A 24,252-nucleotide genomic window follows, 5' to 3' on the forward strand; every position below is an offset into this window, starting at 1 on the left:
GTATGCGAATTGCCGAGAGCAAGTTGATGCAGCAAGCTTTTTGAAGGCCCTGGAGGGCTTGGCCCAGAGCTTTGCACTAGAGGTTGGCACCGGCTTACTGGGGGAGGTGCATTACGAGGACGTAGCGAACCGCTTGGGTAACTTTGCGCCAGCAAAGCTAGCAGACCTGTGCCAAGGGCAAGTCGCCGAAAAGCTGAAGTACCCTAATGTGCATCCCTTTGTGTTGAATTATTTGGACTACCTGCTGTGGCGTAACAGCGCTGACAAAGCTCGGCATTTTGCGTTCTCCACCGCGCGGCGCTCAGTGGAGCACTTGCATCCCCAAAACCAAGATATTTCCGGCTCAACATATCAGTGGCATGAAGCTCACCTGCATGCCTTGGGCAATTTGTGCCTGGTGACGCAGTCCATGAACTCTAAGCTTAGTGATCGTGCTGAAGATGCAAAGTTTGGTGAACTTTTAGGCAGTGCTTTTCCACAAAGCTTAAAAATTCAAGAAATGAAAAATGCATATAAAAATAATAATGGAAAGTGGAATCAAATTACTGTGATATTGCATGAGCAACGTATGCTGGAGATGCTTGGCGTAGAGAAAAAGGATTTCTCAAAAATGAGTCAATCTGAATCGATCGCTCAAATTATTCAGCTCCTAAAAGCTGATGAAGGCGAGCAGTTTTCTGTTGCATGGGCCCAAAGGAAACTGAGAGCTGGTTACACCAATACTTGTGCTATCCGAGATCAAATGGTTAATCAAAGAATTCTTGAGAAATTAGAAAGGCCCACTAGTTCAGGTAGTATGGAATTTTGTTATGTTTGGTAGGGGAAAAACCAAAAGAAAATTTTGAATGGTTTGCAAGTTAAACCAAGTCTTTTGTTTTTGAGGAATATTTCGTACTCCCTCAAGAAAAAATCTGCAAGCTTCTTCTTGAGGGTGACTATTTCTTAGCCGGGCTGAGAGAAGCTTCTGATGAAGCCTGTGATCTCTGACTCCAGCCAGACGGAGGTTCTGGCTCCGAGCTTCTTGGGCGCGGGGAAGACACCGGCCTTTACCCCCGCATAGAAGCTAGATCGTGAGACAGCCAGACGTTCCAAAACATCTGGCAAACGCAAGAATCTATCATCTGGAGCAATATATGTTTTCATCATGTGTGTAATCATCAAGTGGCACACTTGCCATCAGGCCAAGTGCGGAGAAAAACTCGTCAAGGTTCTAAAAACCTTGCCTTGACATCGAATTATTCACACATCAATCGTGAATTACGAAGATGATGGATTCTTAAGCAACTTTTTGTTGAATTATTTTTCTTTGAACATTTAGACATATTGCGATAAGATATGTCCAATAAACTTGAGTTCCAGCCATTCATTTAATGGGGAACAATATGGGGAATATCAAAGTTACTAAAATAACAAAAACTTATATTTGACTTTGTTTTTAAAAGGTGTTTAAATTGCCGCCAGCCCGACAAGGCCACACAATGAGAAATCACTGTGTGGCCTTATTTTTTGCCCGTTTCGTCGTGCTTTGTGGTGCCGTATTCACACCGACTCATCCGACCAAACCCAAAGCGTCTACAACTGGGTGCGCAGCGCCCAAACCCGCATCACCGACCTGCGCGTCATCAAGGGCGACAACAACGACAGCCGCGCCATCGTTGGTCCCAGCAGCCTGCGACAAAATTTAGAGAACTAGTTCGTCTGGGTTGTTCGCAGCACCCCGCCGACCATTGGCGCATGGGTATCTACAGCCACCTCGCCACCAAACAGCTCCAAGCTAAGCGCAGACAATTTTTTGTCTGCACTGAAAGCGCGCCTGACGCAGCCCAGCACGGCCAGTGGGGAGGAGCGCTCTGTAAAGTTTGGTCAAACCCACGCAGACATTGAATGGCAATTGCTTGCCGCGAATGAAGAGCAGGCCCGCCGCAGCGGTGGCCTAACCCGTCGCCTCATCTAATTGGCGTAGGGACATGGGGCGCAACACCAAACCATTTACCCGCAGCCAGCGTGCCGCTGCGTCCATTACATCGGCTGCAGGTATGACGGCGTTCCAGGGCGCATCGAAATCTGACTTGGCTTTACGTGATTGGCAACCGCTGGCGGGCAGCTCTGATGCGGATTTGCTGCCGTAGATGGACACGCTGGCCAGCCGTAGACCTGACTTAGGCCGTAATGTGGAAGGGGTGGTGTTTAGTTTTCTGCAGAACGACTCGCCGCAGCGGTGGATTGCCTGTCTGCTCTACGCGATGAATAGCTGCTAGGCAGCTCGCCCGAGTAAGCCCGCGGATGGGGCTAAAAAATGTGCACTTTCAAAGATGCGTTGACAACTAGACGCTGGTGCAGCACGTCTCTTCGCTTGTGAAAAGGGCAAGCCCAAAGCTTGCCCTGGTTTCTTTCCATGTGGTCACTGCTGTTTGCTGGGCTGCTGAGACTGGCCGGGTTGGCGCTGCGAATGCGGTGCTTGCTGCTGTTGTTGCAGGGGCTTTTGGGTATTTTGGCCCGGCTGCTGCTGGTTGGGGCTTTGCTGTTGCTGCTGCTTTTCCTTTTGGCCGGGATGCTGCGGCTGGTTGTGTTGCGACATGTCCATAACTCCTTCAGGTTGGCAGGCAAGCAGGGATTGCTTACCTTGGCTCCCAGCATCTGCGATGAACGGTTGGTGCAACGTAGGACAGGCGGGGCCTTACCAACTTTTGCGGCATCACTATTTCATTACGCCCCCATGCACGCGGTGGGGTGACTGAAAGGCATGGCTTCTTTCTGGCGGCTGGTGATGCACTAGGCTGCAAATTGTCCGCAGACGAAATCCCAACGCCATGTGGCGCACAGTAAAGCCTGCTGTGAACAACGCGGTGTGAGAAGAGAAGGCACAAGCCATTGCATGTACCGCCGTGAAGCAGCCTGGCGACCCAGGCACAAAGTCTGTGGCGCGCCCGCAGGCATGCCGTATCCCACCGCGCGCAGGCTAAAGGGCCCTTGGCACGCAACGATTGCGCCAGCTAGAGCCTGAGTGGATGGTCCATAAATATGCATGAAAAGTGCTGATTACGTAGGTGTAGAAAGCGCTAGTAGCTATAAAAAAATATTTTTTGAGGCGAAGCTGTTTGCTACCCATGTGCGGCTGCGTGCACGGTGGCCATGTGTCTGTGCGTGACGGTGGCTGCGGCTATCGCACGGTTGCTGGGCTGCCTGCGCAGTGGCGGCGCTGTAAGCATTTAATAAGCTTTGCCGTGCCGCTGTGCGCATGCGCGTAGCATGATGGGCACACATCAATCAGGGAGATTCAACGTGGTAGATCAGGTGCAGAGCGTGGTGATTGGCGCGGGCGTGGTGGGGCTGGCCGTGGGGCGAGCGCTGGCGCAGTCGGGCAGGGAAGTGGTGGTGCTGGAGGCAGCCGATGCGATTGGCACAGGCACCAGCTCGCGCAACAGCGAAGTGATTCACGCTGGCATCTATTACCCCGCTGGTTCTTTGAAAGCGCGCTTGTGCGTGCAGGGCAAGGAGCTGCTGTACGCCTACTGCGCGGAAAAGGGCGTGGATTTTCGCCGCTGCGGCAAGCTGATTGTGGCCACCAGCGCGGAGCAGGTGGCCCAGCTGCAGCAGATTCAGCAGAAGGCGGCCGCCAATGGGGTGCACGATTTGCAGCTGCTCAGCCAGGCCCAGGCCCAGGCGCTGGAGCCCGCGCTGCAGTGCCACGCGGCGCTGCTGTCGCCCAGCACCGGCATTGTGGACAGCCATGGCCTGATGCTGGCCTTGCAAGGCGATATGGAGCATGCAGGTGGCGCGCTGGCGTTGCTTTCGCCCGTGGCCACGGCCCAGGTGCAGGCCGACGGCATCTTGCTGCGCACGGCAGATGGCACCGAGTTGCTGGCGCAGGAAGTGGTGAACGCGGCGGGCCTGTTTGCGCCGCATGTGGCCGCGCAGATGCAGGGCCTGGCGCCCGAGCATGTGCCGCAGGCTTTTTTTGCCAAGGGCAATTACTTCACGCTCAGCGGCCGTGCACCGTTCACCCACCTGATTTACCCCGTACCCGAAGCGGCAGGGCTGGGCGTGCACCTGACACTGGATTTGGGCGGCCAGGCCAAGTTTGGTCCCGATGTGGAATGGGTGGACAGCCCGCAGCAATTGCAGGTAGATCCGCAGCGCTGCGAAGGCTTTTATGCCGAGGTGCACAAGTACTGGCCGGGCTTGCAGGCGGGCAGCCTGGCCCCGGGCTACGCGGGCATTCGCCCCAAAATTTCGGGGCCTGGTACGGCGGCGGCAGACTTTGTGATTCAAGGCGCTGCCACGCATGGTGTGCAGGGCCTGGTGAACCTGTTTGGCATTGAATCGCCGGGACTGACCAGCTGCCTGGCGATTGCCGAAGAAGTTTTGCAGCAATTAACGCCAGCTTCTTGATCTTGTGCGGTGTGCGCTGACTTGGTCAGCCCTGTGGCATTCGTTAAGATGCCAACCATCAACGCGGCTGCAGCCTTGGTGTTGCGGCGCATCTCTTGTTCATCCATACCCAAGAAAGGCTTTCACCATGGCGTTTTCTGACACTGTTTCTTCTACCCAGGCTGATCTGGAAAAACTGGTGACCGACGTGCGCGGTCTGCTGGCGAGCAAGGATCTGGACTCCATCCCCCAAATCAGCGTGCTGCGCCAGAAGCTGGACGACGGCGTGTACCAGGCGCGTGAAACCGCGCTGAACGCGGCGCATGAAGCCGCCCGCCAGGCCAAGGAAGCCGCCTATGTGGCCGACCGCTACGCCCACGACGAACCCTGGCGCGTGGCCGGTGCGGCGCTGGCAGTGGGTGCTTTGCTCGGCTTTTTGCTGGCACGCCGCTAAGCCATTGCTGCGCACACCTTCTGCAACCTGCACACGTATAGGAAATCTGCCGTGAATTGGATGTCTATTCTTGGATTGGAAAACTTGTCTGCTCGCATGCGTGCCAATCTCAACGAAGGCGCCATTGCGGCAGAAGACCGTGTGGCGCTGGCTCGCTTGGAGTGGGCGGCGCAGAAAACGCGCCTGCAAACAATTCTGGTGCTGGCGGTGGTACTGGGTGGGCTGACGATTGTGGCCTTGGGGCTGCTGTCGCTGGCGGTGCTGGTGCAGTTCTGGGATTCGCCCCAGCGCACCGTGGTGGCTTGGGTGATCGCCGGTGTGTGGTTGCTGGTGTGGGCGGCGGCATTGCTGGTGCTGCTGTCTGCACTGCGCAAATCCAGCCGTCCCTTCGCGCTGACACGCGCCGAGCTGGCCCAGGACTGGGCGCTGATTAAGGAGAAGCTGTGAACACTGCGGCCACCAACTCTGCTGCACCGCAGCAGGCGCAAGCGCCATTGGTCATGACGGCTGTGGCGGTGCTGGAGCAAGATGTGCGCTGGCACCAGGCCAGCGACGCCGAGCGCGTGGTGCTCAAGCGCATTGCCATGCAGCGTGACCGCCTGCGTGCGGCCAAGCAGGCGCAACTGCAGGCCCAGGCGCTGCGCGCAGCGCCGGACACGGTGCCCAGCGATGCACCGTTTGTGGAACGCCTGGCCGTGTTTGCCAAGCTGCACCCGCTGGCCACCACGGCGCTGGCCGGGCTGGTGCTGATGCTGGGGCCGCGCAAATTGGTGCGCTACGGCGGCTTGCTGCTGCCGCTGATTGCCAAGTTCAAGCGCTAGTACAGCAGCGGGCCCTCAGCCCCTAAAAAACAAAGCCCGGCATGCCGGGCTTTGTTTTTGATAGCGGCTAGCGCTGGATCAATGAAGATTTCAAGCAATAAACAGCCTGAATGGATTGAAATATCAGCGCTGGCAGCTCACTTTTTTAGCGCATGTTGCGGATGGCCTTGGCCGCATCGCTGACCAGGCCGGGGCCGGCATAGATCAGGCCGCTGTAGATTTGCACCACGTCGGCACCCGCACGAATTTTGGCGGCGGCGTCTTCACCGCGCATGATGCCGCCCACGCCAATGATGGGGTAGCCCTTGCCCAAGGCTGCGCGCAGCTGGGCAATCACGCGGTTGCTGGCTTCAAAGGCGGGCGCGCCGCTCAGGCCGCCGGTTTCTTCGGCGTGGGGCAGGCCCTTGACGGCATCACGGTTGAGCGTGGTATTGGTGGCAATCACGCCATCCATGCCGTGGCGCAGCAAGGTGGCGGCAATCACTTGGACTTGGGCTTCATCCAAGTCCGGCGCAATCTTCACAAAGATGGGCACGCGGCGGTTTTGCTGCGCGGCCAGTTCTTCGCGCTTGGCGGCAATCGCGCCCAGCAGGCTGTCGAGCGCCTCATCGCTTTGCAGCGCGCGCAGGTTCTTGGTGTTGGGCGAGCTGATGTTGATCGTCACGTAGTCGGCATGCGGGTACACGCCTTCCAGGCAGATCAGATAGTCGTTGGTGGCCTCTTCGATGGGGGTGGCCGCGTTCTTGCCAATGTTCAGGCCCAGCAGCATGGGCTTGCCTTGCGCGCGCACGGTGGACTTTTTGACGTTGGCGATGAAGGCATCCAGCCCGTCGTTGTTAAAGCCCAGGCGGTTGATCAGCCCTTTGGCCGCAGGCAGGCGGAACATGCGCGGCTTGGGGTTGCCCGGCTGGCCCTTGGGCGTGACGGTGCCCACTTCCACAAAACCAAAGCCCATGGCGGCCAGCGCGTCGATGCAGCGGGCGTTCTTGTCCAGGCCTGCGGCCATGCCCACGCGGTTGGGGAACTTCAGCCCCGCCAGAGTGATGGGGTCTTCCACCATGGGGGCCGACCACGCGCATTGCAGCAGCGTGCCCTGGCCTTTAGCCAAAGCGTTCATGGTGAAGTCGTGGGCCGCTTCGGGCTCCATACCAAACAAGAAGGGGCGAACAAGGGCGTAAGGGATAAGCGACATAGGGAATAATTCGAGGGATTAACCGGATTTTCCCCCATGACGACATCGACTGCACCCCTTACCCAAGATGAACTGAAAACTTTGGTCGGCCAAGCCGCACTGAAATACGTAGTACCGGGCGAAATTGTGGGCGTGGGCACCGGCTCCACAGTCAACAAATTCATTGACGCGCTGGCCTCCATGAAGGACCAGATCAAGGGCGCGGTCTCTAGCTCGGTGGCCAGCACCGAGCGTTTGAAGGCGCTGGGCATCACGGTTTTCGATGCCAACGAAGTGCAGGCCTTGTCGGTCTACATTGACGGTGCCGATGAAATCGACGGCCAAGGCTATATGGTCAAAGGCGGCGGTGCAGCCCTGACGCGCGAGAAGATTGTGGCGGCGCTGGCCAAGCAGTTTGTCTGCATTGCGGACGAATCCAAGCTGGTGCCCGTGCTGGGCAACTTCCCGCTGCCCGTGGAAGTGATTCCCATGTCCGCAGGCCAGATCGCCCGCAAGTTTGAAGCCATGGGCGGCACCGCCACCATTCGCCAAAAAGACGGCCAGCCTTTGGTGACCGACAACGGCCAACACATTCTGGACGTGCGCGACCTGCAAATTACCGACCCGCTGGCGTTTGAAAGCCAGGTCAACCAGTGGCCCGGCGTGGTCACCGTGGGCGTGTTTGCGCACCAAAAGGCCAATGTCTGCCTGCTGGGCTGCGCAGACGGTGTGCGCACCACCACGTACTAAACACGTTCCATACCCAACGCGGCGCCCCGTGTGGCTGCCGCGATATTTACAGCGCCTTGAGGCGCTGTTTTTTTTGCGCGCTGCACAGGGTGTCATGGCGTACAGTGTGGTCTGCAATGTCACCGCTTCAGGGACCCCGTGCACTTCTTCAACCCACGTACTGCTTAAGACCTATGCTCAACATGCTCTGGTTGGGCTTTTTTTTGGTGGCGGCCGTGGCCGCGCTGGCGCAATGGCTGGTCGGCGGGCAGCCCCAGGTGTTTGCCGCCATGGTGCAAGCGCTGTTTGCCATGGCCAAGCTCTCGGTCGAAGTCATGGTGCTGCTGTTTGGCACGCTCACGCTGTGGCTGGGTTTTTTGCGCATAGCGGAAGAGGCGGGCGTGGTGCAGTGGCTGGCCAAAGTGCTGGGCCCGCTGTTTGCCAAGCTGATGCCCGAGGTGCCGCGCGGCCACCCGGCGCTGGGCTTGATTACGCTGAACTTTGCCGCCAACGGCCTGGGGCTGGATAACGCGGCCACGCCTATGGGCCTCAAAGCCATGAAGGCGCTGCAAGCGCTGAACCCCAAGCCTGACACTGCGACCAACGCGCAGATTCTGTTCCTGGTGCTCAACGCCTCATCGCTCACGCTGCTGCCCGTCACCATCTTTATGTACCGCATGCAGCAGGGCGCGGCAGACCCTACGCTGGTGTTTCTGCCCATCTTGCTGGCCACGTCAGCTTCCACACTGGTGGGCCTGCTGGCCGTGGCGCTGGTGCAGCGCTTGCCCATCTTTAGCCCTGTGGTGTTGGCGTATTTGCTGCCCGTGGCGCTGGGGCTGGCCGGGTTTATGGCGCTGCTCACCACCTTGAGTGCGGCAGTGCTGGCGTCACTCTCTGCCTTGCTGGGCAACCTCACGCTGTTTGCCTTGATCGTGCTGTTTGTTTGCCTGGGTGCTTACAAGAAAGTGCCCGTGTACGACAGCTTTATCGACGGGGCCAAAGAAGGCTTTGACGTGGCCAAAGGCCTGCTGCCGTATCTGGTGGCCATGCTGTGCGCCGTCGGCGTATTCCGCGCATCCGGCGCGCTGGACTATGTGCTGGACGCCATCCGCTGGTGCGTGCAATGGTTGGGCATGGATGGCCGTTTTGTCGATGCGCTGCCCACGGCGCTGGTCAAACCGTTCTCCGGCAGTGCCGCACGCGCCATGCTGATTGAGACCATGCAAACCCAGGGTGTGGACAGCTTTGCCGCGCTGGCCGCCGCCACCATTCAAGGGAGCACCGAAACCACCTTCTACGTACTGGCCGTCTACTTTGGTGCAGTCGGCATCCAACGTGCGCGCCATGCGGTGGGGTGTGCGTTGCTGGCGGAGCTGGCGGGTGTGGTCGCGGCGATTGGTGTGACTTATTGGTTTTTTGGGTAAAGCCAAATCCTTATCCGACGCTGCTTAGCGCTTGTACTCAAACACCGTCAACCGCTTTTCGGTGTTACGCCACAGTTTTAACCGTAGTTTTTAATGCGTGACTAAATAGCTTGCTTGTGGCTTTTTCTCTGTGGATGATGCAGGGGGCAAAGTTTTAGGGAACTGCTATTCAAGACGGTTCTGTTGTCTAAATTAAGTTAGGTTTCGAAAGTACATTAAATGGATTATTTGGCTTGCTCAGATTGTTTTAAAGACGAAGGATTAATAATCGATGCCCAAAAATTGGGGGAGCAATCAAATTGCAAGTGCCAAACATGTGGATCCGAATCTGGTTTTAAATTAAAAGAGCAACAGCTATATGAATTGACCTATAGATTTTTTGTTTTGGGATCATTTCTGAAAACTGATTTCGGCGGATCCCCACTTATTCAATTTAACGAATTTCAAGAAACCAGCATCGATTTTTATTCAAACTTAAATCAAGATGCATCAATTATTGGATCTAAATTAGGCGTAGGCTTCTTTCACTATGGGCCAAGATTGTGGTTTTTGGGAGAGGTTGAGCCCATTAAAAAGTTAGTAAAAAAATCAACACGCAAAAGTATTATCAAAAAAATAATCAAACAATACCCAACACGAATAATAGAATGCGACAAAAAGTTTTGCAGAGTCAGAAAATAACCAGAGAAACCAGATCTGCACAGTGAATATGACAGCCCACCCGATGAATTCCTCGGTGGAGGACGATTTGACTTCAATGGCGCACCAATACTTTATACATCGGAAGACCTTGAAGTGTGCTTGCACGAATGCAGGGTTACCGCAGAAGACGATCTCTATGTAGCAACACTGTCCCCCAGCCGCCCACTTAAAGTTTTGGATCTATCTGTAGTTTTGGAAGAAGCTGAAAATATCTCAGAATTCGAAAGCCTGGATATTGCAGTGCACATGCTTTTCATGGCCGGCAAGCATTCCTATGAAATAACAAGAGATATCGCTAAAATCGCAAAATTACATGGATTCGATGGGATAATTTATCCATCCTTCTTCAGCTTTTTAAGACTCGGAGTTATGCCACTCAGAAACATGAGAGGCATCTCACACCGGAAAATACCCCAATTTCACAATCAAGAAAATTCATTCTCTGTTCCAAATCTTGCAATTTTTGATAGGCCAATTCAATCAAGCCTGATGAAAATAATTTTCTTAAATAAGATTAGCCTTACTCGTGTAGAGTACAACTATATCTTTGGTCCCGCAAGTTTCTAATTTATTTAGCCTGCCTTTTATTCTTGCTTATTTCATACCATGCATATTCAAAAGCCACTTACTTTTTTTCGCTGGGTGTTTTGGCGTTCACTTGGGGTTCGCTTGCGGGAAGTTGTGGTGGCATTAGGCAAGTTATTGGTATTTTTGGCCTATAGCCCTTATTCCATCTGGGCTAGTAGCTCTGGTTTTCGTAGTCCGTGGCCCGTGCGGTCATGGTTGTTTTTGTCGCGTTGGGTCTAACCCGGCGCTCAAGCCGACCCGCCTTCGGCGGTCGGCTTAGCTTATTCGTTAGCCTGCCTTTTATTCCGGCCCATTTCAGCCCATGCATATTCAAGCGCCATTTACCTTTTCAAGCGTTGTTTCGCTGGGTGTTTGGTTTTTCGCCGAGGTTCGCATGTGGGCTGTTGTGTGTCGTTAGGCTAGCAATTAGTCTTTTTGGCTTCTAGCCCTTATTCCAGCAGCGCTAGTAGCTCTTATTTTTTTCGTCCGTGGCTGGTGCGGTCGTGCTTGTTTTCAGAGCAGCCGTAAACCCTCGCACCAGCCAAGCGCCCATTGGGCACTCGGCTGGCGGCCTCAAGGCTGGGCCTTTAACCGCAGCAACTGCCCCTTGCTCGCATCCGTCAGCACATACAGCCACCCATCCGGCCCCTGACGCACATCGCGCACGCGCTGGGCGAGGTGGGGGAGCAGGGGTTCCACTTTCTCCACCTTGTTGCCATTCAAGGTGATGCGCTCCAGCCGCAGGGCTTTGAGGGCGCCGACGACCATCTGGCCTTTCCAGCCGGGGTAGCGATCTGAGGTGATGAAAGCCATGCCAGAGACGGCAATCGACGGCGTCCATTGGTGCGCGGGTTGCTCCATGCCGTCTTGGTGGGTGATGCCTGCGCCGATCTTGCCGCCGCCGTAGTTCTCGCCATAGGTAATCACGGGCCAGCCGTAGTTTTTTCCGGGCTCGGGGCGGTTGATTTCATCGCCGCCTTGGGGGCCGTGCTCATTCATCCAAAAGGTGCCATCGGGGGCGAGGGCGGCGCCTTGGGGGCTGCGGTGGCCCCAGCTCCAGATTTCAGGCAGGGCGTCGCTGCGGCCCACAAAGGGGTTGTCTTTCGGCACGCTGCCGTCTTTGTGGATGCGCACGATTTTGCCCAGGTGGCTTTGCAGGTTCTGCGCTTCTTCTTTGAAGTGCGAGCGTTCGCCCAAGGTCAGCAGCAGCGTGCCATCGGGGCGCTCTACGATGCGGCAGCCAAAGTGCAGCTGGCTGGCTTTTTTGGGGCGCTGGCTAAAGAGCACTTGCAGGTTCTCAAGCTGTGTGTGGTCGGCAGAGAGTTGTGCTTTGGCCAGTGCCGTGCTGTTGCTGGCGTTCAGGCCGGGTTCTGCGTAGCAAAAGTACAGCGTGCGGTTGCGGGCAAAGTCGCTATCCAGCACCACATCCAGCAAGCCGCCTTGGCCCCCTGCGGCAATGGTGGGTAAGCCTTGCAGTGGGCGGCCCAGCGTGCCATCGGCGGCAATCACGCGCATGCGGCCCGGGCGCTCGGTCACCAGAAACTGCCCGTCGGGCAAAAAAGCCACAGCCCATGGGTTTTGCAAGTTTTGGGCGACCACTTCGGGCTGCACCTCCAAAGCGTGGGCTTGGCCCAGCAGCATGCCAGCGGCGATGGCGGCGCAAGAAAGGGGGGGAAAGCGCATGCTCTTGTCTCCTTGGGTGGGGTTGCGGCAAAGCAAGCGGGCCGCAGAAGGCACAAAAAGTTGGCAATGATGGCGCTGTGGCCTATGGAGCAGGTGTATAAAACGCCTTGATTTATTCTATGCCGCCCGTGTACGCGGCATTTTTTGTTCAGATTCGAAGAAAGGCCCTCCATGGGAGCGCAATGGAAAGCCAAGGGCAAGGCCCTGGCCGCAGACGCCAAAGGCAAGCTGTTTGGCAAGCTGGTAAAAGAAATCACCGTCGCTGCCCGTCTGGGCGGTGGTGACCCATCGAGCAATGCACGCCTGCGCATGGCGATTGAAGCGGCGCGCAAGGCTTCCATGTCCAAAGAAACTTTGGACCGCGCGGTCAAGAAGGGCTCGGGCGTAGGCTCCGAAGCCGTGAACTACACCAGCGTGATTTTTGAAGGTTACGCCCCCCACCGCGTGCCGGTGATGGTGGAATGCCTGACCGACAACCCCAACCGCACTGCGCCCAATATGCGTGTGTGCTTCCGCAAGGGCCAGATGAGCGCCGTGGCGTGGGACTTTGACCACGTGGGCATGATCGAAGGCGAAGCCGAAAACGGTGCCGATGCCGAAATGGCCGCCATTGAAGCGGGCGCACAAGACTTTGAAGCGGGCGACGAAGAGGGCGTGACCTTGTTCATTACCGATCCCACCGACCTGGACACCGTCTCCAAGGCATTGCCTGCGCAAGGCATCAAGGTGCTGTCGGTCAAGCTGGGCTACAAGGCCAAGAACCCGATCAGCATGTCCAGCCTGTCGGCCGAGCAGCAAGAAGAAGTGCAAGAATTTTTGGCCGGTTTGGACAATGACGACGACGTGCAACACGTGTTTGCCGGCTTGGTGGACTGATTGCCAGCGCCAGGTACGACGCACCCAAAAAGGACTGCTGAGGCAGTCCTTTTTTTGTTCGTGAATTATCAAAATAGCTAGCTGTTAGCGTAGTCTGGGTATGGCCTGGAAGGCTTTTTTATGTAAATAATATGGAGCGCAGAAGGTGGCGTGGTGCACCTTTTACAGCGCGCCCTTGGCCGGTAGTGGCTTGGGTGCGACCTGTAGGCCGGAGATGGAGATGGGATCGCTGGGCGGCAGGTGCAGCCGTTTGCTGTTTTCCAGCCACTGCGGCAGCTCCTGGGGGGTGAGTGGTTGTGCAAAAAGATAGCCTTGCGCAGCCAGATAGCCCTGGTCTTTGAGCATGGCGCTTTGTACCGCGGTCTCTACGCCCTCGGCCACCACGTTCAGCTGCAGGCTTTTGCCGACGCCCAAAATGGCGCGGCTGAGTGAGCGTGCGGCTTCATCGTGCTCCATGTCGGCGACAAAGCTTTGGTCCAGTTTCAGCTCGTGCACGGGCAGGCGCCGCAAACAGCTGAGGCTGGAATAGCCGGTGCCAAAGTCGTCCATCGACAGGTGAATGCCCAGTTCATGCACTTGGTGGATGGTTTGCATGGTGTTGGGGTTGCTGTCTTGCAAGATGCGCTCCGTCAGCTCCAGCGTGAGGTCCTGCGGCTGCAGGGCATTGCGTTGCAGGGCATCGGCCAGCAGCTGCGGCAACTCCAGATTGTGGAAATTCGAGGGACTGAGGTTGACCGAGATGGCGGGTACGTGGCAGCCGCTGTGGCGCCAGGCGGCCAGCTGGTGGCATGCCTCATCGATTGCCCAGCGCCCCAGCTCGGCAGTCAGGCCGCATTCTTCCGCCAGTGCAATGAAGCGCGAGGGCGGAATCTCGCCCAGCTCCGGGTGTGTCCAGCGTGCCAGTGCTTCAACGCTGCAGAGGTCACCGGTGCGCAAGTCAATCTGCGGTTGATACAGTAGGTGTAGCTGATGGTCTTGCAGCGCCTTGCGCAGCGCCCCCTCCATCTTCAGTCGCTCCTGGGCCAGGTGGCTCATTTCCTGGCTGAAGAAGCGAAATTGACCATGGTCAGCGCTTTTGGCCTGGTACATGGCCATGTCCGCGTATTGCAGCAGTGTCTCCAGGTTCTGCCCATCGGCGGGGAACATGGCCGCGCCAATGCTGGCGGAGATGGACAGGCAGTTTTTGCCAATCGTCATGGGCAGCACCAGAAGGTCCTGCAAGCGCTCAATGGTGCGGGTGGCGCGGTCCACATCACACTGCGGCAGCACAACCAAGAATTCATCGCCCGATAGCCGCCCCACGATGTCGTTGGCGCGCAGGGCCTGCTGCAGGCGCCGCACCATGTTGCACAGCAGCTCATCGCCTGCGCGGTGGCCCAGCGAGTCGTTGACCTGCTTGAAACGGTCCAGGTCAATGAAAAGTACGGCCAATTGCTCGTTGTTGCGGGTGGCGGAAGCAATGGCCTGCTCGGTTTTGGCGTTCAGCAAGGTGCGGTTGGGCACGCCGGTGAGCCCGTCGTAGAACGCCAGCTGGCGAATGCGTGCGCGGTCGGATTCACGCTCGAGCGCCAGCGCACACAGGTGTGTACATGCATCGATCAGTTTTTGGTGAAAGGCGTAGGAGGCCTGAATGCGAGGTTCGCGGTAGTAAAACGCAAAAGTGCCAATGGGCTTGTTTTTGCTGTTGCAGATGGGTGTGGACCAGCAGGCGTTGAAGCCCAGCGGCAATATCCAATGCTGATAGCCGCTCCACAGCGGGTCGGTGGCGATGTCGTCGGCAATCACGGGGGCATTGCTCCATGCCGCCGTGCCGCACGAGCCTGCCATGGGGCCAATCGACTGGCCTTCCAGTAGGGCGGAGTAGGCCGCAGGCAGGCTGGGCCCCGCCAAAGGGTGCAGCAGCCCTTTGGCATCGACCTCCAAAATGGATGCCGTCACTTCAGGGGCAATGCGCTCGACTTCCTGGCAGACCAGATTCAGCACATCAGTCAGCGGTTGCTCGCAGGCCAACGCCTCCAGTACACGGTGCTGCAAGGCTTCGTGCATCTTGGAGCTGGTGATGTCCGTGAGTGTGGAGACCGTGTGGCTCCACTGCCCCTGTTCGTCTCGCACCGGGTTGCTGATGGTTTTGACCCAGTAGCGCTGGCCGTTCTTGCCCGTCACGATTTCTTCGCGCTCGACCGATTGCCCGGTGCGCAGTTGCGCATGCACGGTTTCTGAGAAATCGTGCAGCAGGTGCGGAGACAGCAGGACAATCGGCGGCTGGCCAATCACTTCCTCGTTGCGCCAGTCAAACATGCGGGTGAAGCCACCATTCACATGCAGGATGCGCGAGTGGTTGTCGCTGATGATGATGGCCGTGTCAGAAGCATCGGCCACCAGGGACAGGCGGCGCAGGTGTTCTTGCTGGGCCTGTTCGGCGGCGTAACGCTGCGTGATGTCGGCGGCAATCTTGAGAATGTGCAGCACCTTGCCCTGCACATCCAGCACCGGGCTGTAGGTGGCTTCCAGCCAGCAGCTGCTGCCATCGCTGCGCACGCGCTCCACCACGCCCGAGAAAGAGTGCCCCTCACACAGGCTGGCCCAGGTGGCGGCGTAGTGCTCGCTGCCTGACAGGTCGGGCGGGCAGAAACTGCGATGCATGCGGCCCAAAGCCTGCTTGTAAGACAAACCAAACAATTGCAAGTAATTGGCATTGGCATGGCTGAGCATGCCATTGGGCTCAAAGCTGGCCATGGCCATGACCCGGTCCAGTGCCTGCAGGTGTGCCAGCTCGAATGTGTAGGGGGGATCAACAAACGCAGAGGCATCTTCCATGTTCACTCCTTGTTGCAAATTAGGCGCGCTTGAACAATGGTTGATCAAAATTCAGACAACGCAAGTAAGAAGATGCTTACGGCTGGAGCAGCGTGCATCTGAGCTACCGTTGGTCTGGAAATCGGCAGGCAGCATCTGCCAGCCAGCCCTGGGTTGAGCGCAGCAGGGCGGGTGCGGCGGTGGAGGGCGCTATCAGCGGATCAAGGCTGCGCTGCCGGGCGGGTCGTATCGGTGGTCACGATCTCTGCAATCAGTGTGGTGCCGCTGGCCGATGAGCGGATGGTGAGCTGCCCGTTCACACGGGCCAGGCGGTTGTACATGCTGTGCACGCCAATGCCCATGCCCGCGCTTTGTACGGCCTCCACATCAAAACCCACCCCATCATCTTCCAGCACCACGCGCCACAGAGAGGGGCTGGGCTGGGTGCAGCTGATGCTCAGGTGGTGGGCGCGGCTGTGTTTGAGCACATTGGCGAAGGCTTCTTCCAGCACGCGTGACATGGCCATGCATTGCAAGGTGCTGGGGGGAATGCGCCATTGCGCGTCCACCTGCCAATCGGCGTGCAGCTGGAGTTCATCCAAAATCAGTGTGAAGCGGTGGCGCAGGGGGGCCAGCCACAGCACCGGCGTGGTGGGCACGGCCACATCGCGGCTGGAACCGACATCAATCACTTGCCGCAAATCGTCGCGCAGCACCTTGAGCATGGACAGCACGCGGTCTTTGTCCAGCTGCGGTGTGGCTTGCTCGACCAGCGCCAGCGAGCGCACCAGGCTGCCGCCCAGGCCATCGTGCAGGTCATGGGCCAGGTGCACGCGCACCTGGAGTTGGGCGTGCTCCAGCTCCTGGGCGTGTCGTTGGGCCAATACCTGGGCCAGCTCGCTGCGCGCCGTATCCACGCGCTGCTGCAGCTCGGCGTTGAAGATGTCGACCCGGCGCATGCGCGCTGCCAGCTGCCAGCCCAGCATGCCGGCCAGAAAAATGGTGGAGACAGGGCTGAAGATGGCTGACCAGGTCTGGTCGTAATCCCACACCCGCATGGCCACGACGATGTCGTGTCCGGCCACAAACAAAATGCCCAGCCAGCACAGGGCCAGCCAGAGATGGGGGGTGTGTCGGGTGTAGAGCGCCCTAGCGATCACGATCAGGCAGCTGCACTGCACCAGCAGCGATCCCCAGCGGAACAGCCATGCGGTGTGCACCAGATCACCGATGCCTTGGGAGATGATCAGCAGACAGGCCCACGCCAAAATGGCCAACCAGCTGAGGATCTCTATTTTTGGAAGCCGCAACCCCACAAAACGCAGCGAAAAAAGCCAGAAGCACTGGGCGTAGAGCAAAAAGCTGAGCAAATGGATCTTGGACTGGGCGGGGCTGGAGAGCGCCAGTACCGGCTCGTTTTGCAGCAAAAGTGTGAGGTACAGCATCCACATCAGCTGCATGCCGGCAAACCACAGATAGCCTGACTCTGAGCGGCGCCACAGCCAGACAAACAAGGCCACGCAGCCAATGGCGGCTGACATGGCTGCGGTCAGCGTGTAGCTGGTGCGCTGGCGGAAAGTGCTGTAGTCCACCGCGTCGCGAATGGCATTGGCGGCTCCCAGGAAGACACGGCCCAGTCCCGGTGAGGTGAAATGGTTGGCCGCGACGCGGACCCAGACGGTTTGCACACCGTCACGCCCCTGGGTGGACAAGGGCCACCAGCGCGGCACATTGCTGCTGCGTGAGAAGGGGGCGCTGGTAAAACGGTCGCTCCACAGCAGCTCATCACCCCAAAAGACGGTGCCCGCAGTGCGAATGGCGGAAATGGACAGGCCATGGTGTTGCTGCGGGCAGGGCAGCAGCCATTCAATGCGGTACCAGGTGGCGCCGGTCCAATCGGGCCATCGGTCTTGCCATGTGTCGGGGAGGTCGACGCGCTCCCAACCCGCAGTGGGGCGCTGCTGTGGTGTGAGTTCTTTGGCGGCCCAGCTGCCCAGGTGCTGCGGCACGCACAGGGCCTGTGCGGTGTCCGGCGCCGTCTGTGCCCATGCCAGCGTGGGCACACAGCACAGCAGCACCGCCAGGTGCCGCCACCAGCGGTGCCAGCACCGGGCCCAGGCGCTCATGAATCGATCAATCCGTGCAGGCGCGCCATGTGGATGGCGCGGGTGCGGGAAGAGACTTCCATCTTTTGATAGATTTTGCGCACATGGCACTCCACGGTAAAGCGTGAGAGGTGCAGGGTTTCGGCAATCTCGCGGTTGGTCATGCCTTGGGCCACCCATTGCAGGATCTCTTGCTCGCGTGCGGTCAGTGGCACCATAGCTGGCGTGTCAGGCTGGTGGCTGGCAGAAGGCGGTGCTGACACAGCTGCGAACTCTTGCATGATGCGTTTGGCGATGAACGGATCGATCGGGGCACCACCGCGCAGTGTGCTGGCAATGCCCAGACGCAGCTCCAAATCATCGCGCTCCTTGAGCAGATAGCCTGTGGCACCCGCACGCAGCGCGCCCAGGATGGCGTCTTCGGTGCTCCAGGCAGAGATGACCAAAATCATGAGCGAAGCATCATGTGCACGCAGCTCGGCAATCACGGTGTGGCCAGAGCCATCGGGCAAGCCCAGATCCACCAAGGCCAGTGCAATGGCTTCCTGTGCGTAAATCTGGCGTGCTTCCTGCACGCTGCGGGCCCAGAGCAGGGCCGAGGCGTCGTAGCCCATTCCCAGCAGCAGGCTGCGCAGCCGCCGGGTCACCGTCGGGTCGTCTTCCACCACCAACACAGGGGCAGCAAGCAGGGGGAGTGGGGAGGGGGGCGTCAGTAAATCCATAGGAAGGCAGCAAGCGTAGGCGCACAAAGCGAAACTGACGTGATTGAAACGCAAGCCCTGGGCTTTGGCTATCGCTGAAAGTGGTGATTTTCGCTCACTCGTAGTCACTGCTGCGCCAAATTGCAAGGATTCTGTGCCCCCATATGCCGCACAACCATGAGACTGGTGGATGGGACGGTGCATACACAGTTGGTGACAGTTTGAGGGCGGCTTTTCACGGGAGAAAGGCGGCCTGCGGGCGCTGGGTGGATATTTTTCGCTATGCTTTTTGGATTGCGTTGTGCTGTCCCTGGAGGTGGTTGTGTACCGTGTGTTTTCTCTGACTTGTCTGTCCTGGGCCTGCATGGCACTGGCCCCTTCGCATGCCGCGGCGCCCACCGTACCTACCGCTCCCGCCGTCTCTACAGCGCAGGCCGTGCCCGATGAAGCCGAGGCGCAGGCCACACCTTCACCCTTTATGCAGCTGCGCCAGGCGGCGGTGCAAGCCGCCAAGGCCAAGCGCTGGGACGACGCATTGACCCAGGCGCGGGCCCTGGTGACCATGACACTGCCCGACGGCAACCCTTATGAGCAACTTGATGCTTCGGAGCTGTTGTCTGTGCTGCAGCACCAGCAAGGTTTGTACAGCGACAACATGGCGCTGGCCGACCGCATGCTGGCTGCGGCAGAACGCAGGCCGGATGAAGCCGTGTCGGGCCAGGTCGAAGCGCTGGCGCAGCGCGGTCTGATGGCTGCTGTCATGGCCGGTGATGCGGCAGCGGTGGTGCGCTACCAGCAAGTGCTGCTGGCCAAAGCCTCACTGTTTCCTGCGCAGTGGACGTGGGACCGTCAGGCCCAGCGCCTGGCTTTTCAAAGCGCAGGCCTGTCCGTGCCCACCGCCCTGGAGCGCTGGGTGTTGATGGCGGTGGAGCCCGCGCAAGACCGTACCGACGACAGCAGCCTGCGCTATATGTATGTCCTGCCCGACGGCAAACGCATGTTTGCCACGCTGCGCCTGCGCTACGAGGATGCGCCAAACGCGCAGACGCAAGCTGTGCGCGAGCAGCGTCTGACTGAGCTTTTAGCGTACACCGGTGCTGCCAGCGATGGGGTGCCCATCGCTTGGCCGCAGGTGGATCTGCGCATGCCGGCCGATACTCCATCGTTGCACCGGGCGCTGCGCGTCACTTCCAGGCAGCAGCCAGACGCGGTGCACCTGGACTGGGTGGCGCTGCGTGGCAATTGGTTCTTGCAGCTGGAAGTGCAGATGCTGCAGTCTCAGCAGGCCCAGGGCTTGCAAGCGCTGCAAGCGTGGTGGAAGGCGGTGGATGGCCCCCAAGGCCCGGATTTGCCGCGCAGCGCAGGCCAGTCCTTGCTGCCCAGCCGTGAAAGCGCCGTCACCAGCGCATGGCGCGGTGCACAAGACTGGCCGCGTGCTGCCCAGCTGGCGCGTGCGGCGGTGGGTGATGCGCGTTTCCCTTCGGAAGTAGCGCGGCTGAACACCGTGGTGGGTATTGCGGCCTTCAAAGCGGGGCAGTACGCGCAGGCCGATGCAGCGCTGCAGACGGCCTTGCAGGCCTGGCCCTATGCCAAGGTGTTTGACAGCACGTTGATCGACAACGCCCAGCAGTACGGTGCTTTGCTGGCGCTGCGCCGGGGCGACCAGGCGCAGGCTGCTGCCTTGCTGCGGCAGTATTTGCGCAATGCGGGGGGCTTGGACCGCATCTGGTATGCGCCCGAGGATGTGCAGCAGGCGTGGCTGGACAACCGCCGCACGGGCATGGGGCTGCCGATGCAGGCCGCAGGCTTTGTGCTGCAGGAGCCGCAAGACTGGCGTCGCATTCACTACCGGGATTTGGCCACGGAGTTCACGCTGGGGCTGACGAGCGGGCAGCGCATTCCCGAGTCCGATGCGCAGCAGGAGGCGTTGCTGCGCAAGGCGCTGACGCAGCAGTTTCAGCTGCAGCCTGGCGCTTTGCGCAAGCAGCGTTTTGTGGCCAAACAGGCTGCAGCGGGCCAGCCCGCCCGCCAAGGACAGTACTGGGTGTTTGAGGTGCAACCGGCCGCCGATGCCCCGGCCAGCCAGGGCGCGCCCGTGCGCCAGGTGCTGCTGTGGTTGGTGGACCAGGGCGAATCCCGCGCTATCTTGCGCGCCTCGGTCACGAATGCACAGCAGGCGCTCCAGGCGCAGCAACTGGCGGAGGCACTGCGCTGGTAGTGGTGGCAGGTGCTGCGCTGCTGCGATGCAGAGGTGCTTGCTGCGGCTGCCAGGTACTGCAGTCAGTTCTTCTATTTGATAGCGGCTTGCGCTTGATATCTCAGTGTTTTACATAGAAAACATAGGGAATTCAATATTCAACAAGCGCAAGCAGCTATTAAATTTTTAATGGCAAGCACATCCAAGGTCTGCGCGCCGCTGCAGTGGCTATAAAAAAAGGCTTCCCGCAGGAAGCCTTTTTTCAACACCGCAGTGCTTTTTTACTTGGTGCCGAAGATACGGTCGCCTGCATCACCCAGACCAGGCAGGATGTAGCCGTGGCTGTCCAGCTCGCGGTCAATGGCGGCAGTGAAAATTTCCACATCAGGGTGGGCCGCTTGCATGGTCTTGATGCCTTCGGGCGCTGCCAGCAGGCACATGAACTTGATGGACTTGGGTGAGCACTTGTCCTTGAGTTGCTGCACCGCCGCGGCAGCGGAGTTACCGGTCGCCAGCATGGGGTCCACCACGATCACATCGCGCTCGGCCATGTTCTCGGGCATCTTGAAGTAGTACTCGACGGGCTGCAGGGTCTCGGGGTCACGGTACAGGCCAATGTGGCCGATGCGCGCGCCGGGCACCACGTTGAGCATGCCGTCCAGGAAACCATTGCCTGCACGCAGGATGGACACCAGGGCCAGCTTCTTGCCGTCGATGACCTTGCCCACCATTTTTTCCATGGGGGTCTCGATTTCCAGGTCTTGCAGCGGGAAGTCGCGGGTGATTTCGTAGGCCATCAGCGTGGACAGCTCGCCCAGCATGCGGCGGAAGCTGTTGGTGCTGGCTTCCTTGCGGCGCATCAGGGTCAGTTTGTGCTGAATCAGGGGATGGTCGATGAGGTGGACGGTGCTCATAGTCGGTATCTGTAATGGGTAAAACAGCCGCCAGCACGCCGGGCTTGAGGGATGTAGCTGTACTTTCTGTCTCAAGCACGGGGCGTGCCACGGCATATGGCGATGCCCTGCATTGTGCTTATTTCTTGGCAGCCATGTGGAAACCACGCAGCTTGTCTGTGTGCGCAAGGGTGTTTTCTTTGACCTTGCGCACACGCACCGGCGCCCGTGTTGCGCGGGGTGAGGCGTTCGCCTACATCTGCCCAAAGGCGCGCTGGGGCTGCAGCGCCGGGAAGTCACCGCTGCGCTTTTGCTGCGTGGCCTGTACCGATTCCATGACGTGGCGGTTGCTCCAGATGCCCGCTTGCAGCCAGCCCATCTGGCGCAAGCTGTCTTGCACGCTGTGGTCCCGCGCAAAGTCCAGCGCCTGCTTGCTGCCCCAGATGGCGACAGGGGGCTTGGCGGCAATCTCTTGGGCGCACTGCATGGCAGCAGCTAGCATGGCTTCTTGTGTCTCGAAAGTGGCGTTCACAAAGCCATGCGCCAGCGCGGCCTGGGCGGGCCAGCGGCGGCCGGTGTAGGCCAGCTCCTTGACCAGCCCCGTGGGCAGCAGCTTGGGCAGGCGCTGCAGGCTGCCCAGGTCGGCCACCATGCCAATGTTGATTTCCTGCACGCAAAAGAACGCGTCTTGCGTGGCGTAGCGCATACAGGCGCAGCACACCATGTCCAGTGCGCCGCCAATGCAGCCGCCCTGAATGGCCGTGATGACGGGAATGCGCAATTGCTCGATGCGGGTGAAGACATGCTGCATATCCCACAGAAACGCCGACAGGGCGGCGCGCCCTTCAGGTGTGGTGTCTTGCGGGGCAAATTGCGGGTCGGCAAAGGTCTCCAGCGCCATGCCTGCGCTGAAGTGCTTGCCTGTGCTGCTGATCACCAGCACGCGCACGTCGTCCTGGGTCTGGATGTGGGTGAGCGCTGCATCCAGATCCCGCCAGAAGGCCGGGGACATGGTGTTCAGGCGCTCGGGCTGGCTCAGCTGCAGGTGGGCGATGTGTGCATGCACCTGCAGGTGCATGACAGACAGAGAGGGGAGGGTGTGGCTAGAGGACATATGGCCCGGCACTCTAGAGAGCTACCGGGCCCAAGAGAAGTCGCATATTCCCTGAGTGGGTGCGTGCTGCGCGCTTCTTTCAGCGTTTTTTGCTGCCGGTCAAACTGCCCAGCACACCGCGCAGCAACTCACGGCCGATCTGGTTGGTCATGTTGCGTGCGGTGGATTTGACCAGGCTTTGCACCAGTCCATCTTTCTTACCACCACGCGGGCCGGTGCTGCCAAACAGAAAGTCATTGAGACCCCCCATCAGGCCGCTGTCGGCAGCTGCTGTCGGGTTGCCGCTGATGCCGCCTGTGGCCGCAGGTGCTTCGGTGGCGCGTGCTTGCAGCACTTCGTAGGCGGATTCGCGGTCCACTGCTTGCTCATACACGCCCGCCACGATGGAGTTGGCCAGCAGACTGCGGCGTTGGCTGTCTTCGATGGGGCCAATCTGGCTGCCCGGGGGAATCACATACACACGCTGCGTGATGCTGGGCCGGCCTTTTTCGTCGAGGAAGCTGATCAGCGCCTCGCCCACGGCCAGCTCGGTGATGGCCGCTTCAATGTCCACCTCGGGGTTGGGGCGCATGGTTTGCGCGGTAGCCTTGACGGCTTTTTGGTCCTTGGGCGTGAAGGCGCGCAGCGCGTGCTGCACGCGGTTGCCCAGCTGGGCGAGCACGCTGTCGGGGATGTCCATGGGGTTTTGCGTGACAAAGTACACGCCCACGCCCTTGGAGCGCACCAGGCGCACCACCAGCTCAATGCGCTCGACCAGTACCTTGGGGGCATCGTTGAACAGCAAGTGCGCTTCGTCAAAGAAAAAGGCCAGCTTGGGTTTTTCGGGGTCGCCAATTTCAGGCAGTTGCTCGAACAGCTCAGACAGCATCCACAGCAAGAAGGTGGAGTACAGACGCGGCGACTGCATCAGCTTGTCGGCCGCCAAAATATTGACGACGCCACGGCCTTGCGCATCGGTCTGCATCAGGTCGTTGATGTTGAGCATGGGCTCGCCAAAGAATTGGTCGCCGCCTTCGCTTTCGATTTGCAGCAGGCCACGCTGGATGGCGCCCACGCTGGCCGCCGAGATGTTGCCGTACGCCGTGGTGAACTGCTTGGCGTTGTCTCCCACGTGCTGGAGCATGGCGCGCAAGTCCTTGAGGTCGAGCAGCAGCATGCCGTTGTCATCGGCAATCTTGAAAACGATATTGAGCACGCCCATTTGCGTGTCGTTCAAACCTAACATGCGGCCGATGAGCAGCGGCCCCATGTCTGAAATCGTGGCACGAACGGGGTGGCCTTGCTGGCCGAAAACATCCCACAGCGTACTCGGGCATGTCACAGCTTCTGGCAAATCAATGCCGCGCTCTTGCAGCGAAGCAGCCAGCTTGTCACCGATCTTGCCGGCCTGGCTGATGCCTGTCAGGTCGCCTTTGATGTCGGCCAAAAAGACGGGAACACCGGCTAAAGAGAAGCTTTCTGCAATCTTTTGCAAAGTAACGGTTTTGCCGGTGCCGGTGGCGCCGGTAATCAAGCCGTGTCGGTTTGCCATGCCGGGCAAGATGGAACAAACGATCTCGCCGCGTTGGGCAATGGGCAATGCTGGGGCCATGTTCGGGTTTCCTCCGTCAAGGTGCGCAGTCAAAAGTAGAATCCGTGCCTAGTAGAT

General features: G+C 59.0%; 23 protein-coding genes. 13 read left to right on the forward strand and 10 right to left on the reverse strand.

The window, feature by feature from the left end:
• Positions 1-820 (forward strand): HNH endonuclease family protein (locus tag AC27VO_RS12880; RefSeq protein WP_488667116.1); only part of this gene is annotated, 820 nt, incomplete at its 5' end.
• A 122-nt stretch (positions 821-942) separates the two neighbouring features.
• Here the strand turns inward: AC27VO_RS12880 and AC27VO_RS12885 are convergent.
• Positions 943-1,158 carry a helix-turn-helix transcriptional regulator gene (locus tag AC27VO_RS12885; protein WP_488667206.1) on the reverse strand — a complete coding sequence of 72 codons (216 nt, stop codon included), beginning with the start codon at positions 1,156-1,158 and terminating at the stop codon, positions 943-945.
• A gap of 634 nt (positions 1,159-1,792) precedes the next feature.
• On the opposite strand from AC27VO_RS12885, the gene AC27VO_RS12890 reads away from it, so the two are divergent.
• Together AC27VO_RS12890 and AC27VO_RS12895 are read left to right on the forward strand one after the other, a co-directional pair.
• On the forward strand, positions 1,793-1,954 hold the full coding sequence (locus AC27VO_RS12890; RefSeq protein ID WP_488667117.1) for a hypothetical protein: 162 nt from the start codon (positions 1,793-1,795) through the stop codon (positions 1,952-1,954).
• Between the two features lie 13 nt (positions 1,955-1,967).
• A complete protein-coding gene (locus AC27VO_RS12895; RefSeq protein ID WP_488667118.1) occupies positions 1,968-2,129 on the forward strand; it encodes a hypothetical protein in 162 nt (53 codons plus the stop codon).
• A gap of 272 nt (positions 2,130-2,401) precedes the next feature.
• On the opposite strand, the gene AC27VO_RS12900 is transcribed toward AC27VO_RS12895, so the two are convergent.
• Positions 2,402-2,578: a hypothetical protein gene (locus tag AC27VO_RS12900; RefSeq protein WP_488667119.1), complete on the reverse strand. Its 177-nt coding sequence runs from the start codon at positions 2,576-2,578 to the stop codon at positions 2,402-2,404.
• Between the two features lie 704 nt (positions 2,579-3,282).
• Here AC27VO_RS12900 and AC27VO_RS12905 point away from each other — a divergent pair.
• From AC27VO_RS12905 to AC27VO_RS12920, 4 genes are all read left to right on the forward strand, one after another.
• Entirely contained in the window at positions 3,283-4,392 is a 1,110-nt protein-coding gene (locus tag AC27VO_RS12905) for an NAD(P)/FAD-dependent oxidoreductase (RefSeq protein ID WP_488667120.1), read from the forward strand.
• A gap of 127 nt (positions 4,393-4,519) precedes the next feature.
• The gene (locus AC27VO_RS12910) at positions 4,520-4,825 is read left to right on the forward strand and encodes a glycine zipper domain-containing protein (RefSeq protein WP_488667121.1); all 306 of its coding nucleotides are present in this window, start codon (positions 4,520-4,522) and stop codon (positions 4,823-4,825) included.
• Positions 4,826-4,876: 51 nt separating this feature from the next.
• Positions 4,877-5,272, forward strand: a complete 396-nt coding sequence (locus AC27VO_RS12915) for a phage holin family protein (RefSeq protein WP_488667122.1) — start codon at positions 4,877-4,879, stop codon at positions 5,270-5,272.
• Positions 5,269-5,646: a hypothetical protein gene (locus AC27VO_RS12920; RefSeq protein WP_488667123.1), complete on the forward strand. Its 378-nt coding sequence runs from the start codon at positions 5,269-5,271 to the stop codon at positions 5,644-5,646. The genes AC27VO_RS12915 and AC27VO_RS12920 overlap by 4 nt, the downstream gene beginning before the upstream one ends.
• Positions 5,647-5,791: 145 nt before the next feature.
• Here the strand turns inward: AC27VO_RS12920 and AC27VO_RS12925 are convergent, their stop codons facing one another.
• A complete protein-coding gene (locus AC27VO_RS12925; protein WP_488667124.1) occupies positions 5,792-6,838 on the reverse strand; it encodes a quinone-dependent dihydroorotate dehydrogenase in 1,047 nt (348 codons plus the stop codon).
• Positions 6,839-6,874: 36 nt separating this feature from the next.
• Between AC27VO_RS12925 and rpiA the strand changes: the two genes are divergently transcribed.
• The 4 genes from rpiA to AC27VO_RS12945 all read left to right on the forward strand — a co-directional run bounded on the left by rpiA (position 6,875) and on the right by AC27VO_RS12945 (position 10,239).
• The gene (gene rpiA, locus AC27VO_RS12930) at positions 6,875-7,567 is read left to right on the forward strand and encodes a ribose-5-phosphate isomerase RpiA (RefSeq protein ID WP_488667125.1); all 693 of its coding nucleotides are present in this window, start codon (positions 6,875-6,877) and stop codon (positions 7,565-7,567) included.
• Between the two features lie 173 nt (positions 7,568-7,740).
• Entirely contained in the window at positions 7,741-8,970 is a 1,230-nt protein-coding gene (locus AC27VO_RS12935; protein WP_488667126.1) for a nucleoside recognition domain-containing protein, read from the forward strand.
• Positions 8,971-9,189: 219 nt separating this feature from the next.
• Positions 9,190-9,651 carry a hypothetical protein gene (locus tag AC27VO_RS12940; protein ID WP_488667127.1) on the forward strand — a complete coding sequence of 154 codons (462 nt, stop codon included), beginning with the start codon at positions 9,190-9,192 and terminating at the stop codon, positions 9,649-9,651.
• A 15-nt stretch (positions 9,652-9,666) separates the two neighbouring features.
• Positions 9,667-10,239: an RES family NAD+ phosphorylase gene (locus AC27VO_RS12945; protein WP_488667207.1), complete on the forward strand. Its 573-nt coding sequence runs from the start codon at positions 9,667-9,669 to the stop codon at positions 10,237-10,239.
• Between the two features lie 573 nt (positions 10,240-10,812).
• On the opposite strand, the gene AC27VO_RS12950 is transcribed toward AC27VO_RS12945, so the two are convergent.
• Positions 10,813-11,922, reverse strand: coding sequence for a PQQ-dependent sugar dehydrogenase (locus AC27VO_RS12950; RefSeq protein ID WP_488667128.1), 1,110 nt, complete (start codon positions 11,920-11,922; stop codon positions 10,813-10,815).
• A 171-nt stretch (positions 11,923-12,093) separates the two neighbouring features.
• Here AC27VO_RS12950 and AC27VO_RS12955 point away from each other — a divergent pair, with 171 nt between their 5' ends.
• Positions 12,094-12,798: a YebC/PmpR family DNA-binding transcriptional regulator gene (locus tag AC27VO_RS12955; RefSeq protein ID WP_488667129.1), complete on the forward strand. Its 705-nt coding sequence runs from the start codon at positions 12,094-12,096 to the stop codon at positions 12,796-12,798.
• Between the two features lie 162 nt (positions 12,799-12,960).
• Here AC27VO_RS12955 and AC27VO_RS12960 read toward each other — a convergent pair whose 3' ends face one another.
• The 3 genes from AC27VO_RS12960 to AC27VO_RS12970 all read right to left on the reverse strand — a co-directional run bounded on the left by AC27VO_RS12960 (position 12,961) and on the right by AC27VO_RS12970 (position 18,421).
• Positions 12,961-15,615 (reverse strand): bifunctional diguanylate cyclase/phosphodiesterase, encoded by a 2,655-nt coding sequence (locus tag AC27VO_RS12960; RefSeq protein WP_488667130.1) that lies wholly within the window; start codon positions 15,613-15,615, stop codon positions 12,961-12,963.
• A gap of 200 nt (positions 15,616-15,815) precedes the next feature.
• Positions 15,816-17,720, reverse strand: coding sequence for a sensor histidine kinase (locus tag AC27VO_RS12965; protein ID WP_488667131.1), 1,905 nt, complete (start codon positions 17,718-17,720; stop codon positions 15,816-15,818).
• Positions 17,717-18,421, reverse strand: a complete 705-nt coding sequence (locus tag AC27VO_RS12970) for a response regulator transcription factor (protein ID WP_488667132.1) — start codon at positions 18,419-18,421, stop codon at positions 17,717-17,719. Before AC27VO_RS12970 ends, AC27VO_RS12965 begins: the two co-directional genes overlap by 4 nt.
• Positions 18,422-18,701: 280 nt before the next feature.
• Here AC27VO_RS12970 and AC27VO_RS12975 point away from each other — a divergent pair, with 280 nt between their 5' ends.
• Positions 18,702-20,618 carry a tetratricopeptide repeat protein gene (locus AC27VO_RS12975; protein ID WP_488667133.1) on the forward strand — a complete coding sequence of 639 codons (1,917 nt, stop codon included), beginning with the start codon at positions 18,702-18,704 and terminating at the stop codon, positions 20,616-20,618.
• Positions 20,619-20,878: 260 nt separating this feature from the next.
• On the opposite strand, the gene upp is transcribed toward AC27VO_RS12975, so the two are convergent.
• From upp to AC27VO_RS12990, 3 genes are all read right to left on the reverse strand, one after another.
• Positions 20,879-21,511, reverse strand: a complete 633-nt coding sequence (gene upp / locus AC27VO_RS12980; RefSeq protein WP_488667134.1) for a uracil phosphoribosyltransferase — start codon at positions 21,509-21,511, stop codon at positions 20,879-20,881.
• 232 nt (positions 21,512-21,743) lie between these two features.
• The gene (locus AC27VO_RS12985; RefSeq protein WP_488667135.1) at positions 21,744-22,604 is read right to left on the reverse strand and encodes an enoyl-CoA hydratase-related protein; all 861 of its coding nucleotides are present in this window, start codon (positions 22,602-22,604) and stop codon (positions 21,744-21,746) included.
• A gap of 79 nt (positions 22,605-22,683) precedes the next feature.
• Positions 22,684-24,195 (reverse strand): helicase HerA-like C-terminal domain-containing protein, encoded by a 1,512-nt coding sequence (locus AC27VO_RS12990; RefSeq protein ID WP_488667136.1) that lies wholly within the window; start codon positions 24,193-24,195, stop codon positions 22,684-22,686.
• Positions 24,196-24,252: the final 57 nt, after the last annotated feature.

The organism is Comamonas sp. 14P8.1.4 (assembly GCF_057799285.1).

Coding starts and splice junctions, on each gene's coding strand:
- AC27VO_RS12935 (WP_488667126.1), top strand. CDS start 7,741: ATGCTCAACATGCTCTGGTTGGGCTTTTTTTTGGTGGCGGCCGTGGCC.
- AC27VO_RS12885 (WP_488667206.1), bottom strand. CDS start 1,158: ATGATTACACACATGATGAAAACATATATTGCTCCAGATGATAGATTC.
- AC27VO_RS12925 (WP_488667124.1), bottom strand. CDS start 6,838: ATGTCGCTTATCCCTTACGCCCTTGTTCGCCCCTTCTTGTTTGGTATG.
- AC27VO_RS12990 (WP_488667136.1), bottom strand. CDS start 24,195: ATGGCCCCAGCATTGCCCATTGCCCAACGCGGCGAGATCGTTTGTTCC.
- AC27VO_RS12950 (WP_488667128.1), bottom strand. CDS start 11,922: ATGCGCTTTCCCCCCCTTTCTTGCGCCGCCATCGCCGCTGGCATGCTG.
- upp (WP_488667134.1), bottom strand. CDS start 21,511: ATGAGCACCGTCCACCTCATCGACCATCCCCTGATTCAGCACAAACTG.
- AC27VO_RS12910 (WP_488667121.1), top strand. CDS start 4,520: ATGGCGTTTTCTGACACTGTTTCTTCTACCCAGGCTGATCTGGAAAAA.
- AC27VO_RS12940 (WP_488667127.1), top strand. CDS start 9,190: ATGGATTATTTGGCTTGCTCAGATTGTTTTAAAGACGAAGGATTAATA.
- AC27VO_RS12965 (WP_488667131.1), bottom strand. CDS start 17,720: ATGAGCGCCTGGGCCCGGTGCTGGCACCGCTGGTGGCGGCACCTGGCG.
- AC27VO_RS12955 (WP_488667129.1), top strand. CDS start 12,094: ATGGGAGCGCAATGGAAAGCCAAGGGCAAGGCCCTGGCCGCAGACGCC.
- AC27VO_RS12985 (WP_488667135.1), bottom strand. CDS start 22,604: ATGTCCTCTAGCCACACCCTCCCCTCTCTGTCTGTCATGCACCTGCAG.
- AC27VO_RS12900 (WP_488667119.1), bottom strand. CDS start 2,578: ATGTCGCAACACAACCAGCCGCAGCATCCCGGCCAAAAGGAAAAGCAG.
- AC27VO_RS12970 (WP_488667132.1), bottom strand. CDS start 18,421: ATGGATTTACTGACGCCCCCCTCCCCACTCCCCCTGCTTGCTGCCCCT.
- AC27VO_RS12960 (WP_488667130.1), bottom strand. CDS start 15,615: ATGGAAGATGCCTCTGCGTTTGTTGATCCCCCCTACACATTCGAGCTG.
- AC27VO_RS12895 (WP_488667118.1), top strand. CDS start 1,968: ATGGGGCGCAACACCAAACCATTTACCCGCAGCCAGCGTGCCGCTGCG.
- rpiA (WP_488667125.1), top strand. CDS start 6,875: ATGACGACATCGACTGCACCCCTTACCCAAGATGAACTGAAAACTTTG.